At 65.0% G+C, this 14,470-nt stretch carries 15 protein-coding genes; 10 read left to right on the plus strand and 5 right to left on the minus strand.

Features of this window, described 5'->3' with window-relative positions:
- Positions 1-189: 189 nt before the first annotated feature.
- Both D6B98_RS09545 and D6B98_RS09550 read right to left on the minus strand, forming a co-directional pair.
- Entirely contained in the window at positions 190-576 is a 387-nt protein-coding gene (locus tag D6B98_RS09545) for a YkvA family protein (protein WP_126256775.1), read from the minus strand.
- Positions 577-678: 102 nt separating this feature from the next.
- Positions 679-969, minus strand: coding sequence for a 4a-hydroxytetrahydrobiopterin dehydratase (locus D6B98_RS09550; RefSeq protein ID WP_126256776.1), 291 nt, complete (start codon positions 967-969; stop codon positions 679-681).
- A 153-nt stretch (positions 970-1,122) separates the two neighbouring features.
- Here D6B98_RS09550 and D6B98_RS09555 point away from each other — a divergent pair, with 153 nt between their 5' ends.
- From D6B98_RS09555 to D6B98_RS09565, 3 genes are all read left to right on the plus strand, one after another.
- Complete coding sequence (locus D6B98_RS09555; RefSeq protein ID WP_126256777.1) at positions 1,123-2,568, plus strand: TAXI family TRAP transporter solute-binding subunit; 1,446 nt, start codon at positions 1,123-1,125, stop codon at positions 2,566-2,568.
- 187 nt (positions 2,569-2,755) lie between these two features.
- The gene (locus D6B98_RS09560; RefSeq protein WP_126256778.1) at positions 2,756-4,297 is read left to right on the plus strand and encodes an alkaline phosphatase D family protein; all 1,542 of its coding nucleotides are present in this window, start codon (positions 2,756-2,758) and stop codon (positions 4,295-4,297) included.
- Between the two features lie 105 nt (positions 4,298-4,402).
- Positions 4,403-5,116, plus strand: coding sequence for a hypothetical protein (locus tag D6B98_RS09565; protein WP_126256779.1), 714 nt, complete (start codon positions 4,403-4,405; stop codon positions 5,114-5,116).
- 4 nt (positions 5,117-5,120) lie between these two features.
- On the opposite strand, the gene D6B98_RS09570 is transcribed toward D6B98_RS09565, so the two are convergent.
- A complete protein-coding gene (locus D6B98_RS09570; protein ID WP_126257264.1) occupies positions 5,121-5,501 on the minus strand; it encodes a response regulator in 381 nt (126 codons plus the stop codon).
- A gap of 175 nt (positions 5,502-5,676) precedes the next feature.
- Between D6B98_RS09570 and D6B98_RS09575 the strand changes: the two genes are divergently transcribed.
- From D6B98_RS09575 to D6B98_RS09605, 7 genes are all read left to right on the plus strand, one after another.
- Positions 5,677-6,441, plus strand: a complete 765-nt coding sequence (locus tag D6B98_RS09575; protein WP_126256780.1) for a Crp/Fnr family transcriptional regulator — start codon at positions 5,677-5,679, stop codon at positions 6,439-6,441.
- Positions 6,442-6,517: 76 nt separating this feature from the next.
- A complete protein-coding gene (locus D6B98_RS09580) occupies positions 6,518-7,234 on the plus strand; it encodes a prolipoprotein diacylglyceryl transferase (protein ID WP_126256781.1) in 717 nt (238 codons plus the stop codon).
- Positions 7,215-8,660, plus strand: coding sequence for a radical SAM protein (locus tag D6B98_RS09585; protein ID WP_126256782.1), 1,446 nt, complete (start codon positions 7,215-7,217; stop codon positions 8,658-8,660). The genes D6B98_RS09580 and D6B98_RS09585 overlap by 20 nt, the downstream gene beginning before the upstream one ends.
- Positions 8,657-8,875: a DUF308 domain-containing protein gene (locus D6B98_RS09590; RefSeq protein ID WP_126256783.1), complete on the plus strand. Its 219-nt coding sequence runs from the start codon at positions 8,657-8,659 to the stop codon at positions 8,873-8,875. Before D6B98_RS09585 ends, D6B98_RS09590 begins: the two co-directional genes overlap by 4 nt.
- Positions 8,872-9,153, plus strand: coding sequence for a hypothetical protein (locus D6B98_RS09595; protein ID WP_126256784.1), 282 nt, complete (start codon positions 8,872-8,874; stop codon positions 9,151-9,153). The genes D6B98_RS09590 and D6B98_RS09595 overlap by 4 nt, the downstream gene beginning before the upstream one ends.
- A gap of 237 nt (positions 9,154-9,390) precedes the next feature.
- Positions 9,391-11,217 (plus strand): translational GTPase TypA, encoded by a 1,827-nt coding sequence (typA, locus tag D6B98_RS09600; protein ID WP_126256785.1) that lies wholly within the window; start codon positions 9,391-9,393, stop codon positions 11,215-11,217.
- Positions 11,218-11,391: 174 nt separating this feature from the next.
- Complete coding sequence (locus D6B98_RS09605; RefSeq protein ID WP_126256786.1) at positions 11,392-12,639, plus strand: flavin monoamine oxidase family protein; 1,248 nt, start codon at positions 11,392-11,394, stop codon at positions 12,637-12,639.
- 100 nt (positions 12,640-12,739) lie between these two features.
- Here D6B98_RS09605 and D6B98_RS09610 read toward each other — a convergent pair whose 3' ends face one another.
- Positions 12,740-13,147 (minus strand): thiol-disulfide oxidoreductase DCC family protein, encoded by a 408-nt coding sequence (locus D6B98_RS09610; RefSeq protein ID WP_126256787.1) that lies wholly within the window; start codon positions 13,145-13,147, stop codon positions 12,740-12,742.
- Positions 13,147-14,466 carry an SDR family oxidoreductase gene (locus tag D6B98_RS09615; RefSeq protein WP_126256788.1) on the minus strand — a complete coding sequence of 440 codons (1,320 nt, stop codon included), beginning with the start codon at positions 14,464-14,466 and terminating at the stop codon, positions 13,147-13,149. Before D6B98_RS09615 ends, D6B98_RS09610 begins: the two co-directional genes overlap by 1 nt.
- Positions 14,467-14,470 lie beyond the last annotated feature (4 nt).

The following is a 14,470-nucleotide window of genomic DNA, read 5'->3' on the forward strand; positions in this document are numbered from 1 at the left end:
CATCAATCGACTTGACCAACGGCCAACCTGTCAGTGATGTGTCCGAACAGGTGTCAGCCATGTCCCCGGACTAAACAGAAGGCGGGCGATCCAGTACTCCAGAGACGGTAGCGATTGAACCGCGACGCCGCGGCGTACTGGATTCCCGCTTTCGCGGGGAATGACAGCGGTGCGTGTGGTTGAATCCCGCTACGCAGCCTCTTCTTCCATCTCCTCAACCCCACGCTTCAGCGCGGCGCGCGCGGCTTCGCGGTGCTCATTCGTGATGTGGCCGGCGACCATGCGGATGGCGGTGGCGAGCACGGCGGCGTCATCGGCGAAGCCGAGGATCGGCATCACGTCGGTGACGAAGTCGAACGGCAGGACGAAATAGGCGATCGCACCAAGCAGCGAGGCCTGGACGTGGCGCGGGGTCTGCCGGTCGAACGCGCAGTAATAAGCGGCCAGCAGGTCTTCGGCGAACGGCAGATGCGCGGCGACGCGCTTCAGCTTGCGCCAGAAGCGGCGGCGAACGCTCTCGCGATCCTCCGCGAGCCGATCGGCCGGCTCGAAACCGACGCTGTGTTCGGCAGCCATGTTCGATAAACTCCCCGTTCAGCCCCCGGGCGGCGGACCGCCGCATCCGGGCTGATCACAAGATGGGGATGTAGCCGATCGCTGCAAGACGTCGGCAAGGTCTCAGCCCGCGATCGCGTTCATCGCCTTGGCCAGCGCGACGTCGAGCGCCGTGACGCCGCCGGCGTCGTGGGTCGACAGCACCACCTCCACCGTCTTGTAAACGTTGCGCCATTCGGGGTGGTGATCCATCTTCTCGGCAACCAGCGCGGCGCGGGTCATGAAACCGAATGCCTCGTTGAAATCCTTGAAGATAAAGGTCTTCGCGATGGCATCCCGGTCCTGAACCTCGCTCCAGCCCGGAAGTCCGCCGAGCGCCTGCTTGCGCGCCTCCGCCGAGAGCCGTTCTGCCATGGTCGTCTCCATCCTTCAGGGGAACTTTACCCTAACACCGTGCGTACGGCCCGGGTTCATACGGGGATTTGCGACATCCGCTAACCATGACGGAGATGTAACCCCGCCGGACAAGAAATTTGCTACAATTGCGGGCGTAAATCGCCGGCCGAGATGAAACTGAGCCTCAAGCGCCTGTCTGGGAGATCGATGACCGGGGGACTGGACCTGGCCGAAGCGCCCCCTCCGCCTTCGCCGCGATCTGCGGCGCGGAAGACGGCCCTGGCGTCTCTCGCATTCGTGCTTGCGATCGTCGGCGCGCTCGCCGGCGGCTATTACTTCGCGATGCGGCCGGTGACGCTGAAGATCGCGGTCGGCCCGGCCAACAGCGATGACGTCAAGGTCGTGCAGACACTGACGCAGGCCTTCAGCCAGAGCAAGGGCCAGGTGCGGCTGCGGCCGATCCAGACCGACGGCGCCACGGCCAGCGCCAATGCGCTCGCCGAAGGCAAGGTCGATCTCGCCATCGTGCGCGGCGACCTCGATGTGCCCAAGAACGCGCAAGCGGTCGCGACCCTGCGCAAGAACGTCGTCGTGCTGTGGTCCGTCCCGGGCAAAGGCAAGAAGCGGGGCGCGAAGATCACCAGGATCTCGCAGCTCGCCGGCCATCGCGTCGGCGTGGTCGGCCGCACCCAGGCCAACGTCAATCTGCTCAAGGTGATCCTGCAGCAATACGGCGTCGATGCCGCCAAGGTCGAGATCGTGCAATTCCCCGCCAACGAGGTGGCCGAGGCGATCAAGGCCCAGAAAGCCGACGTCTATCTGGCGGCAGGCCCCGTCAACAGCAAGATCACGGCGGATGCGATCGCCGCCTCCACCAAGGATTTCGGCGCGCCCAGCTTCATTGCGATCGATTCGGCGGATGCGATCGCGCAGAACCATCCGGTCTACGAAGCGTCCGAGATTCCCGCGGGCACCTATGGCGGCTCGCCTGCTCGCCCGGAGGACGAGGTCAAGACCATCAGCTTTTCGCACCATATCGTGGCGCGCAAAGGCGTGTCCGAAACCACCATCGCGGCGTTCACGCGCCAGCTGTTCGCCGTGCGCCAGCAATTGGTGACCGAATTCCCGCTCGCGGCCAAGATCGAAACGCCCGATACCGACAAGGATGCGGTGATCCCGGTGCATCCCGGCGCCGCCGCCTTTGTCGACGGCGAGGAAAAGACCTTCCTCGACAAATACAGCGACTACATCTGGTGGAGCCTGATGGCGCTCTCGGCCATGGGCTCGATCGGCGCCTGGTTCGCGGGCTACCTGAAGAAGGACGAGCGCGACAGCAACAATCATCAGCGCGAACGTCTGCTCGACATGATCGCGGCAGCGCGCAAGTGCGAGACGACCGAAGAGCTCGACCAGATGCAGACCGAGGCTGACGAGATCCTGCGCGACACGCTGCGCTGCTATGACCACGGCGCGATCGAGGAAGGCGCACTCACCGCCTTCAACATCGCGCTCGACCAGTTCCACTCTGCAGTCGCCGACCGCAAGGCGTTGCTGATGAGCCTGCCGCAGAACCTGCAGCGCGCCGGCGCACAGTTCAGGGCCGCCGGCAACGCGTAGACGCTTGCCGGCGTAATGGCTGCGTCACATTGTCTCAATATAGCTCCCACTGTCATTCCGGAGCGATGCGCCAGCATGAATCCGGAATCTCGAGATTCCCCGGTGCGCAATTGCGCACCTGCGGTCTGGTGCTGGCGCACCATCCCGGAATGACAGCGAAAGCTGCGCCAGTCAGCGAGCCATCTTCATGAACATCAAATTCTCCCGCCGCCGCTTCCTCGCCACCGGCGCGGGTGCGCTCGGCACCATCGCGATGCCTTATCTATCGCGCGCGGCCGATCGGCCGCCGGTCACTCACGGCGTACAGTCGGGCGACGTCACGGTCGATGGCGGCGTGGTGTGGGCGCGCACCGACCGGCCCGCGCAGATGCTGGTCGAGGTGGCGACGACCGATACGTTCAGGGATGCCCGTGCGCTGCCGCCGATCGCGGCGCTCCCCGAGAGCGACTTCACCGCAAAGATGCTGATCGAGAACCTGCCGGGCGGCCAGGACATCTTTTACCGCGTCCGCTTCCGCGATCTCTCGCACAGCGCGGTCGAGGGCGAGGCGGTCGTCGGCCGTTTCCGCACCGCGCCGGCCGACCGCCGCGACGTCAGCTTCGTCTGGGGTGGAGACGTCGCCGGCCAGGGCTGGGGCATCAACCCTGATGACGGCGGCATGTTCACCTTCTCGGCGATGCGCAAGCACCGGCCGGACTTCTTCCTGCATTCCGGCGACACCATCTACGCCGACGGCCCGATTGCATCCGAGGTGAAGCTCGCCGACGGCAAGATCTGGAAGAACGTCACCATTCCCGAGAAGGCCAAGGTCGCCGAGACGCTGGACGAGTACCGCGCCGCGCACAAATACAATCTCACCGACGACAATCTGCGCGCCTTCAATGCCGAGGTGCCGATCTTCGTGCAGTGGGACGACCACGAAGTGACCAACAATTGGTCGGCCTCGAAAGAGCTGCCGGGGACCTACAAGGAGCGCGACATCGCGCTGCTCGCCGCGCGCGGCGCGCGCGCCTTCCACGAGATGTATCCGCTGCGCGAAAGCATCAACGAGCCTGGCCGGGTCTATCGCCAGATCTCCTACGGTCCGCATCTCGACGTGTTCATGCTCGACGAGCGCAGCTATCGCGGCGCGAACGGCCCCAATCTCGAAACCGCATACGGCCCCGCGAGCTATTTCCTCGGCCCGGACCAGATCGCCTGGCTGAAGCGCGGCCTGCTCAATTCGCGCGCGACCTGGAAGGTGATCGCCTCCGACATGCCGTTCAGTCTCGTCGTATCAGACGGGCCGAAAGGCGGCTCGGAGGCCGTCGCGCAAGGCGATGGTCCGGTGCGCGGCCGAGAGTTCGAGATTGCCGACATCCTGCGCTTCATCAAGATGGCGCCGATCAGCAACACGGTGTGGCTGACCGCCGACGTGCACTACGCCGCCGCGCATTATTACGATCCGAACAAGGCGCAATTCCAGGAGTTCGAGCCGTTCTGGGAATTCGTCTCGGGCCCGCTGCATGCCGGCACGTTCGGTCCGGCCGCGCTCGACAACACCTTTGGACCCGAGGTGCGCTTCGTCAAGGCGCCGGGCAAGAACAGCCAGAATCTGCCGCCCTCCGCAGGCATGCAGTTCTTCGGTCACGTCAAGATCGACGGCGCCTCCGGCCAGATGATTGTGACCTTGCGCGACCGCGCCGATGTGGCGCTGTGGTCGACCACGCTTGATCCGAAGCTCGCGTAGGGGTCATAGAAGCCGGATGGCGATGAACCGTCCGGCCGGCCCGGACGACTATTGCAGGCCCGTGCATTTTCACGCCCGAGGCCGTCCCGCCCTTCGAGTTGACCCGTGCTGTGCAGCCGTCGAAGCCTCGTCATCGCACTCCTGCTGAGCGCAGCATCCCCCACATGGGCGCAGCCTGAGGACAGGGCCAGGCTGGTCCGCGAAGCCTTCGCATCGCCTTACGGCCAGGCGCTGACCGCCGAGCTGGGCAAAGCGTTGCGGGCGAGCGCCGATCCCGCGTGCCTGACGGAGAAGGGGCTCGCGGCCGATCAGCTCGAGCTGCGCGGCCGCGACATCATCATTTCATGGGGCACGCGCATGTTCGAGAGCACGGGCGCTCTCATCGACCGGCAAAATGCCGCCAATCCGTTTCCCGGCGCAGCCGAGCGGGAACGCCTCGAACGCAATGCTGACGTCAGACGATTTCTCGCAATCGAACAGCCGATGCGGCAGGCTAAGATCCTCGATCTGATCTTCGAGCATTTCGATCGCTACGTCTTGATCAGCCGGAGCAAGCTCGGCACGGTCTCGCCTGTCGCGACCGGCAACAAGGAATTGCTCGATCGCAATCCGACGGAAGCGACCGAAGACGCGCTGGAGAAATTCGTCGCGAAGTCTAAATCGTCCGCGCTGGAGCGCTTCCTGCGATTGTCGGAGCAAGCTGCGCTCGCCCAGCGAGCCGCGATCAGCAAGACGTCAGTACCGCCACCGCTTCCCCACACGTATTTCCGAGGCATCGAGAAGGACCTCGCCGAACTCTGCATCGGCTCCAGCAAATAAGACGTCATGAACCGCGCGTCCGCAAAGCTGCCTCCAGCGCATCGCTCGAACACGGCTTCTGCAACCGTGGCTGGCCGGAGAATTCCGGCGGAATGCGCGCTTCGGCACCATAGCCGGTGACGAACACAAACGGGATCTTCAGGGCGAGAAGCCGTTCGGCGACCGCAAAGCTCGTCTCGCGGATCAGCTCGACATCGAGCAGCGCGAAGTCGGGCGCACGCTGCGCAACGGCGCTCAGCGCCTGAGCCACCGACCCGACCGTTCGCACGCTTGTCACGCCGAATCCAAGCAGGCGATCCTCGAAATCGATCGCGATGATGGGGTCGTCTTCGACAATCAGGACGTCGGCCGGCCAGCCTGTGCCATCGCGAACTACGGGTATCATGATCAGATCTGGGGCGTGGGGTTTTGGCTCAGGACTGCCGCGACACGATGCCTTGCGCGCAGCGCGGTGGGTTCCCGGAACGAAACCCACCACATCGCCGTTCTCCAGTCTGTCCACTTGTGCACGCAGGAACGGTACGGAACTCGCTAAGGTCCGAGGAGGAAGGGAGTTCACGATGGATGCGCGCATCAACAAGACCACCGAGGTGGAGAGCCGGCCGGCCAACAATCTGCTGAGGCGTTTGAGCCAAGCCGACTACGCACTGCTCGCAGCTCACGTCTCCGTCGAGGACTGCGCGGCAAGCGAGCTGCTCTACAATCCCGGCGACGACGTCCAGGTCGTCCACTTCCCCTGCGGACCGGCGCTCGCGACCTTTCTCGTTCCCAACGAGGACGGCCGCGACGTCGAAACCATCCTGGTCGGCCGCGAAGGCGCGGTGGGCGGTATCGTCAGCGAGGGATACCTGCCGGCCTATACCCGGATTTGCGTGAAATTCGGCGGGCCAATCGCGCGCGTTCATGTCGCCAAGCTGGAGGCGGCCAAGCTGCGCTCGGCGTCGCTGCGCAACATCTTTGCCCGCTATGCCGATTGCCTGCTGGCGCAGATCTTCCAGTCGACCGCCTGCAACGCGATCCATTCGATCGAGCAGCGGACCGCCAAATGGATCCTGGCAGCGATGGAGCGGACCGGTGACGAGAGCAGCGTGCCGCTGACCCACGAGCAGCTCGCCACGCTGCTCGGCGTCGGCCGCTCCTATGCCAGCCGCGTGCTTCAGTCGTTCAAGGCAGAACGGATCCTCGACACGCGGCGCGGCTCGATCCTGGTCCGCAGCCGCGACGGCCTGAGGCTTCGCGCCTGCCTGTGCAACGACGCGGTGAAGATGCACTTCGAAGAGGTGCTGCGCGGCGTCTACCCGACCGAGGAGCGGGAGGCGGGGTAGCGAGCCCTTGCTTTCCCCGCGCAAGACGCGCGGGTGCACTATCCCGCGCTGCCGGAACTTGGCTAGTATCCCCGGCATGAGCGGGGCTTTGCTTCACACCGTCTTCGACGTCTTGGCGTGGCTGGGCGCGGCCGCGGCCGCCTACGGGCTGGCGCGACAGGGTTTGCGGTTTCCGGCGCAATCCTTCGCACTGCCCTACATCGCCGCGCTGGTGTTTGGCGCGGGCCTCGGCGCCTATCTGTTCGGCTCCGCCAATCTGTGGCTGTCGGGTCAGAGCGGCATCGCGCGTTCGGTCGAGGGCGCGCTGGCCGGCGGCATCGTGGCGATCGAGCTCTACAAATGGACGGCCGGCATCAGCTTCCGCACCGGTGCGCGGTTCGCGCTGCCGCTGGCCGTCGGCATCGCGATCGGCCGGCTCGGCTGCTATTTCGCGGGCCTCGACGACTTCACCTATGGCACGCCGACCACGCTGCCTTTCGGCCATGATTTCGGCGACGGCGTTCTGCGCCATCCGGTCCAGCTCTACGAGAGCGCGGCCATGGCCGTGTTCGCGCTCTTCTATGTGCTGGCGGTCTTGAACCGGAACGCGTTTGTGATCACCAATGGGTTCTACCTGGCGCTCGCCTATTATGGAGCGCAACGCTTCCTGTGGGAATTCCTCAAGCCCTACGGCACGCTGATCGGCCCCTTCACCCTGTTTCACCTGCTGTCGCTGTCCATCCTGCTCTACGCCGGCGTCATGCTGGCGACGGCGCCCAAAGCGAGACCCCTGCATGAACGCGCCGTTGCGTAAGTCGCGTCCCTATATCTTCTGGGGCCAGACCCAATCTCTCTGCGAAACCTGCCTGAAGCTGGTGCCGGCCAAGATCCAGATCCTGGACAACGAGGTCTGGTACGAAAAGCGCTGCAAGGAGCACGGCGTCCAGTCCACGCTGGTGTCCACCGATGCCGCCTATTGGCGCTTGTGCAAGGACTTCATCAAGCCCGGCGACCGGCCGCTGCAATTCCAGCAGCGCACCGAATTCGGCTGCCCCTATGATTGCGGGCTCTGCTCCGATCATGAGCAGCATTCCTGCCTGGCGCTGATCGAGATCACCGAGCACTGCAACCTGACCTGCCCGGTCTGCTTCGCGGAATCCTCGCCGGCACGAACGAAATTCACTCCGCTCGCAACCATCGAGAGGATGCTGGACGCGCTGGTCGCAAGCGAGGGCGAGCCCGATCTCGTGCAGATCTCCGGCGGCGAGCCGACGCTGCATCCGGATTTCTTCAAGATCCTGGACGCGGTGCGCGCCCGTCCGATCCGCCACGTCATGATCAACACCAACGGCCTGCGCATCGCGCGCGAAAAGGATTTCGTGGCGCGGCTCGCCGAGAACAAGCGCGGGCTGGAGGTCTATCTCCAGTTCGATTCGCTGCAGCGCGAAGCGCTGATCGATCTGCGCGGCGCGGATTTGCGCAGGATCCGTCAGCAGGCGCTGGAAAATCTCGAGCATTTCGGCGTGTCGACCACGCTGGTCGCGACCATCAAGCGCGGCGTCAACGATGCCGAGATCGGCGACATCGTCCGCCACGCGCTCACCTGGAAATGCGTGCGCGGCGTCACGCTGCAGCCGGTGCAGGACGCCGGCCGCAACGAGAATTTCGATGGCAAGACCGACCGCATCATGCTGTCGGAGATCCGCAAGCGCGTGATCGAGACCGGCGTGTTCGGCGACAAGGACATGATCCCGCTGCCCTGCAATCCCGAAAGCATCTCGATCGGCTACGGCCTGCGCAACGGCGAGAAGGTGCTGCCGCTGACCTCGCTGATCCCGCAGGAGCAGCTGGTTGCGGTGATGCCCAACACGATCAGCCCGGAGAAATATCCGATGCTGCGGGAAAAATTCGTCGATCTGTTCTCGCTGTCATCGGGTCCGCTCAACACGTCGGAACGGGTCTGCGAACTGCTGTGCTGCCTGCCGAGCTTTCAGGTGCCGGAAGGGCTGTCCTACGAGAACGTGTTCCGCGTCACCATCGTGCAGTTCCTCGATCGCTTCAATTTCTGCGTCGGCAACGTCAAGCGCAGCTGCATCCATTTCGTGACCGAGCAGGGCGCGATCATTCCGTTCGACACCTACAATCTGTTCTACCGCAACGGTAAGATCGACGGCATCCGCGCGGCGCTGGCCGGCGAAACCTATCGGGAGGCCAGCCGGCGCGAGGAGGTGCCGCGATGAGCGACACGCTCTCTCCCGGGCCGCAGCCACGGAGCGGATGCGCCACAGCTTTCATGGTCATGTTCGGGGTGCTCCTGCTGCTGCCCGGTTTCTGCGCCCTGATTTTCGCCGTCGACTCACATTTCGACAGCCGCTTCATGCCGGTCCTCCTCCTCGGATTGCTGACGGCATTCGCCGGGGTCATGCTGATCAGAGCCGCGAGAAAGAGATCATGAGCGATTCCAGCCACACCCCACCGGAAGTGCCTGCGCAGAACCAGCACCAGCGCAGCGGCTGCGCGACCGCGCTGATGGCGATCGCCGGGATCTTCATGCTGCTGCCGGGGCTCTGCGCGCTCCTGTTCGGCGGAATGTCGGTGGTCGACGGTGGCCGGATCCCTTCCGATATCGCCTCGCTGGTCTTCTTGGGACTGGTCATCGGCATCGGAGGCGTGGTCATGATCTGGGCGGCCATCGTGGGGCGAAAGGCCCCGCCGGCCCGGAACGATAGCTAAGCCCCGGAGATTCCCGGGCAAAATTCAGTCAACCAAGGCCCAAAGAACGCATTGTTTTTTGGCGGTTTTTGCATATATTGCGCCGCAACGCGTAGGGTGCCCGGTCCAGATGGCCGGGCTTCCTTTTTGGGCGGAAAGCGCCCGTTTCCAGTCTTCCAGCGTTGTTTCGAGAAGAGGTCCCGGTCTGACCGGCGAGATCGCGCTTAACCCATTGTTCGACCGCAAAGAAGCTCACTCATGAATCTTCGTAACGTCGCCATCATCGCCCACGTCGACCACGGCAAGACGACCCTGGTCGACAAACTCCTCCAGCAGTCCGGCACGTTCCGCGAGAACCAGAAGGTGACGGATCGCGCCATGGACTCCAACGACCTGGAGCGCGAGCGCGGCATCACCATCCTGGCCAAGGCGGCCTCGGTGCAGTGGAAGGACACCCGCATCAACATCGTCGACACCCCCGGCCACGCCGATTTCGGCGGCGAGGTCGAGCGCATCCTGAACATGGTGGACGGCGCCCTGGTGCTGGTCGACGCCGCCGAGGGCCCGCTGCCGCAGACCAAGTTCGTGGTCTCCAAGGCGCTCAAGGTCGGCCTGAAGCCGATCGTCGTCATCAACAAGGTCGACCGCCCCGACGCGCGCCCGACCGAGGTCATCAACGAGGTGTTCGACCTGTTCGCGGCGCTCGATGCCAGCGAGGAGCAGCTCGACTTCCCGATCCTCTACGGGTCGGCCAAGCAGGGCTGGATGGCCGACAGCCCGGAAGGTCCGAAGGACAAGGGCATGGAGCCGCTGTTCGACCTGATCTTGCGCCACGTCGCGCCGCCGACGGTCGAGGAAGGTCCGTTCAGGATGATCGGCACCATCCTGGAAGCCAATCCCTATCTCGGCCGCATCATCACCGGCCGCATCTCGTCCGGCGTGCTCAAGCCGAACCAGCAGGTCAAGGTGCTGAACGCCGAGGGCAAGCTGGTCGAGTCCGGACGCATCACCAAGATCCTGGCCTTCCGCGGCCTCGAGCGCACGCCGCTCGATGAAGCCGAAGCCGGCGACATCGTCGCCATTGCCGGCCTGACCAAGGGCACCGTCGCCGACACCTTCTGCGATCCGACCGTCGAGGTGCCGCTGCCGGCGCAGCCGATCGATCCGCCGACCGTGTCGATGTCCTTCATCGTCAACAATTCCCCGCTCGCCGGCACCGAAGGCGACAAGGTGACGAGCCGCATGATCCGCGACCGTCTGCTGCGCGAGGCCGAAGGCAATGTCGCGCTGCGCGTGGTCGAGGCCGCGGACAAGGACGCGATGGAAGTCTCGGGCCGCGGCGAATTGCAGCTCGCGATCCTGATCGAGACCATGCGCCGCGAGGGCTTCGAGCTCTCGGTGTCGCGCCCGCGCGTCGTGTTCCAGAAGGACGAGGCCACCGGCGCCACCCTGGAGCCGATCGAGGAGGTCGTGATCGACGTCGACGAGGAGCATTCCGGCGTCGTCGTGCAGAAGATGAGCGAGCGCAAGTCCGAGCTGATCGAGATGAAGCCCTCGGGCGGCAACCGCCAGCGCCTGGTGTTCTACGCGCCGACCCGCGGCCTGATCGGTTACCAGGGCGAATTGCTCACCGATACCCGCGGCACCGCGATCATGAACCGCCTGTTCCACGGCTACGCGCCGTACAAGGGCGAGATCCAGGGCCGCCGCAACGGCGTGCTGATCTCCAACGACCAGGGCGAAGCGGTGGCTTACGCCATGTTCAAGCTGGAAGATCGCGGCCCGATGATGATCGAGCCGGGCTGGAAGGTCTACAAGGGCATGATCGTCGGCGAGCACACCCGGGACAACGATCTCGAGATCAACGTGCTCAAGGGCAAGCAGCTCACCAACATCCGCACGACCTCGAAGGACGAAGCCGTGCGCCTGACCCCGCCGATCCGCATGACGCTGGAGAAGGCGCTCGCCTATATCGAGGACGACGAGCTCGTCGAGGTCACCCCGAAGTCGATCCGACTGCGCAAGAAGCACCTCGATCCGAACGAGCGCAAGCGCGCGGAAAAGGCCAAGGAAGCGGTGGCGTAGGACCGCCGTTCTCACTCACTGTCATGCCTCGGCTTGACCGGGGCATCCAGTACGCCGCGCTCTCTCGGCCCTATAACGACTGCCTCTGGAATACTGGATCACCCGCTTTCGCGGGTGATGACACCTGGTGTGTGATGCCTTTAGCGCGTATCCCGAACGTGCTAGAGCCCGCCCATGAGCTCCCTTCCCTCTTCCGTCGACGTCGCGATCATCGGCGCCGGTGCCGCCGGCCTCGGCGCGGCGCATGCGCTGGCGGGCTCCGGCCTCTCGGCGATCGTGCTGGAGGCGCGTGACAGGCTCGGCGGCCGGGCCTGGACGGTGCAGGCCTCGCCCGAGGTCACCTTCGACGTCGGCTGCGGCTGGCTGCACTCCGCCGACAAGAACTCCTTCGTCGCGATCGCAAAGCAGCTTGGCTTCGAGCTCAACAAGGACCTGCCGCCCTGGCGCGAGCGCGCTTATGGCAACGCGTTTCCGCCAAGCGAGCGCGACGATTTCATGCGCGCCATGGACGCATTCTACGAGCGCCTCTGGCAGGCCGCGCAGAAGGGCAAGGACGAGCCCGCGAGCCTGAGCCTTGAAGTGGGCAATCGCTGGAACCCGATGATCGACGCGATCTCGACCTACGTCAACGGCTGCGAGCTCAAGGACATGTCCACGCTGGACTGGGACGCCTATGAGGACACGGACCTGAACTGGCGCGTCCGCCGCGGCTATGGCGCGCTTGTTTCGGCTTACGGTGCGCCCTGCCCGGTGGCCCTGAATTGCAACGTCACCCTGATCGATCATTCCGGCAAGCGCATCCGCATCGAGACATCGCAGGGCACGCTGACCGCGGACAAGGCGATCGTCACCGTGCCGACCAACCTGATCGCCGACGAGACGATCCGCTTCTCACCGCCGTTGCCGTCCAAGGTCGACGCAGCAGCCGGCCTGCCGCTCGGCGTCGACGACAAGGTGACGCTGGCGCTCGAGGACGCCGAAGCTTTTCCGAATGAAGCCAATCTGCGCGGCGCCACCATGCGCACGGACATGGGCACCTACCACATCCGCCCGTTCGGCCAGCCCTGCATCGAAGGCTTTTTCGGCGGCAGCTTTGCCCGCGCCCTGGAGGGTTCCGGCGAAGGTGCCATCGCCGCGCAAGCCATCGACGAGATCGCGGGCTTTCTCGGCAACGATATCAGGCGCAAGCTGAAGCCGCTGTACGAGTCGCGCTGGGCGCGCGATCCGTTCGCACGGGGATCGTATTCGCACGCCCTGCCCGGCCGTGCCGGCGATCGCGCGGTGCTGGCCGCGCCGGTGGACGGGCGGCTGTTCTTCGCCGGCGAGGCGACGTCGCCAGAGTTCTTCACGACGGCGCATGGCGCGCGGGACAGCGGAGAGCGGGCGGGCAGGGAAGTACTGGCTGCTCTGGGGCAGCTTTAGTCGCAGACTCCGTCATTGCGAGCGCAGCGAAGCAATCCAGAAGCTTTCCGCGGAGGCAATCTGGATTGCTTCGTCGCAAGAGCTCCTCGCAATGACGCGGCTACTCGATCACCCGCGCGCGCAAATCAGCATCAGGAACGAAGCACGCATCGTACTTGCCGAAGATGCGATAGCGATTGCGCGCCACGAGGCTGTAGACGAAGTCGCGCAGCGGCTTCGGCACCGCGAAAAGCACCCGCACCCAGCGCCAGCCAGGAAGCTGCGACAGCACCGTCAGTGCGGCGTCGGACTTCATGAACACTTCGCCGCCGTGGACGACCGCGTTGGTGTCGGGATCAGCGGGGTCGATGCCGAATGTGCGTGCGAGCCGGGCGCCATAGTCGGACTGGATTGGCGTGAAGCGAAACCGCTTCCCGGTGTCGCGCTTGGCGACGAAGCGGACCCAGCGCGAGCAGAAGATGCAGACGCCGTCGAACAGGATCACGTCATCGTCCGGCCATTTGCTCATCAGCGGTTGTCCAGCATCAGGAGGCCGACCAGCATCAGGACGATCGCCGGACCGGTCTTGACCAGCGCGCCGAGTGGCTCGATCCAGAGATCGGGCGTCAGGACCGCCGCGCCGGCCATATAGCCGAGCGAAGCGACGATGCCCGCGACGAGCCCGAGCGCCGCCGTGCGGCGGAAGGCGATCAGCACGCCGATGCTCATGTCCATCAGGCTGGTACCGACAGTGATGGGATCGACCAGGGCCGGCGGAAAATTGTGCGCGGTCAGGATACCGGCGGCGGCGCGATAGGACACGAACAGCGCGATGAAGCCGGAGACGAGCCAGAACGCGACCAGGCTCGCGAGGATCAGGGCTTTGACCAGGAACAGGCGCGCGAACCATTTGTCCTGGATGGTGGCGGGATGGCGGCCGATCGTTTCGGCAAGCGTCTTCGGCGTGATACCGATGGCGCTGATCCAGGCTGAGGGATCGCCTCGCACGCCACGGCGCAGTTCGGCGATGGCGGTGGAGCGCATCGGCGGCATCCAGCCGAGATAGCTGGCGAGATCGCCGATCCTGGCGCCGAGATGGAGCAGCGCCGCTGGCATCGCGATGCGCGGCCAGCCGGACGTCCCGAACGCATGCCGGAAATGTTTGATGACCTCGGCCATCGCAACCGGCTCGGATTGCATCAGATCCCAGCCTACCGCATTTACCGAGACATCGTCGATGTCACGCGTGGCAAGCCAGGCGATGGTGGCGGCAATGTCCTCCACCGCGACGGGCTGGAACGGCGTTGCCATCTCCCTGCCCGGCAGATCGAGCGGGAAGGCCGCGAGCGCGCGGAGCATGGCGCTGCCGCCATAAGCTGCAGGCGCGATGACGAAGCCGGGCCGCAAGATTGCATGGGGAATGCCGGACGCCGCGATCAGCCGCTCGGCCTCACGCTTGGTCGTCGCAAACGCGGTGCGGTCAGCCTCCGCGGTCCCAGGAATTGAGATGTGCACCAGGCGGATCGCACGACCGCTGTCGCCGATTGCCTGAAGCAGCCGCGCGACGAAATCGCGATGCACGGCACCGGTGTCGCTGCCGGGGCCGTCCTGGAGCACGCCGAGGCAATTCACGACGACATCGACGGCATGTTCGCGCAGGAACCGCGCCAGAGCCGCAGCATCGAGCGAGAGGATGGGCAGTTCGATGTCGAGCACGCTCATCCTCTGTGCCGGCGACAGGCTGCGCGCCACGCCGACCACGCGGAATCCTCGCATACGCAGATCATCGGTGACGAAGCGGCCGATCAGGCCGGAGGCGCCGAGCACCAAAATGGTTCGCTGATTCATCGGA

This window comes from Bradyrhizobium sp. LVM 105, assembly GCF_003957705.1.
Lineage (GTDB): Bacteria > Pseudomonadota > Alphaproteobacteria > Rhizobiales > Xanthobacteraceae > Bradyrhizobium > Bradyrhizobium frederickii.

Bases quoted from the DNA above. Each gene is read 5' to 3' on its own strand.
- D6B98_RS09560 (WP_126256778.1), top strand. From the start codon at position 2,756: ATGAACATCAAATTCTCCCGCCGCCGCTTCCTCGCCACCGGCGCGGGT.
- D6B98_RS09580 (WP_126256781.1), top strand. From the start codon at position 6,518: ATGAGCGGGGCTTTGCTTCACACCGTCTTCGACGTCTTGGCGTGGCTG.
- D6B98_RS09555 (WP_126256777.1), top strand. From the start codon at position 1,123: ATGAAACTGAGCCTCAAGCGCCTGTCTGGGAGATCGATGACCGGGGGA.
- D6B98_RS09615 (WP_126256788.1), bottom strand. From the start codon at position 14,466: ATGAATCAGCGAACCATTTTGGTGCTCGGCGCCTCCGGCCTGATCGGC.
- D6B98_RS09590 (WP_126256783.1), top strand. From the start codon at position 8,657: ATGAGCGACACGCTCTCTCCCGGGCCGCAGCCACGGAGCGGATGCGCC.
- D6B98_RS09570 (WP_126257264.1), bottom strand. From the start codon at position 5,501: ATGATACCCGTAGTTCGCGATGGCACAGGCTGGCCGGCCGACGTCCTG.
- D6B98_RS09585 (WP_126256782.1), top strand. From the start codon at position 7,215: ATGAACGCGCCGTTGCGTAAGTCGCGTCCCTATATCTTCTGGGGCCAG.
- D6B98_RS09605 (WP_126256786.1), top strand. From the start codon at position 11,392: ATGAGCTCCCTTCCCTCTTCCGTCGACGTCGCGATCATCGGCGCCGGT.
- D6B98_RS09550 (WP_126256776.1), bottom strand. From the start codon at position 969: ATGGCAGAACGGCTCTCGGCGGAGGCGCGCAAGCAGGCGCTCGGCGGA.
- D6B98_RS09575 (WP_126256780.1), top strand. From the start codon at position 5,677: ATGGATGCGCGCATCAACAAGACCACCGAGGTGGAGAGCCGGCCGGCC.
- D6B98_RS09610 (WP_126256787.1), bottom strand. From the start codon at position 13,147: ATGAGCAAATGGCCGGACGATGACGTGATCCTGTTCGACGGCGTCTGC.
- D6B98_RS09545 (WP_126256775.1), bottom strand. From the start codon at position 576: ATGGCTGCCGAACACAGCGTCGGTTTCGAGCCGGCCGATCGGCTCGCG.
- D6B98_RS09595 (WP_126256784.1), top strand. From the start codon at position 8,872: ATGAGCGATTCCAGCCACACCCCACCGGAAGTGCCTGCGCAGAACCAG.
- typA (WP_126256785.1), top strand. From the start codon at position 9,391: ATGAATCTTCGTAACGTCGCCATCATCGCCCACGTCGACCACGGCAAG.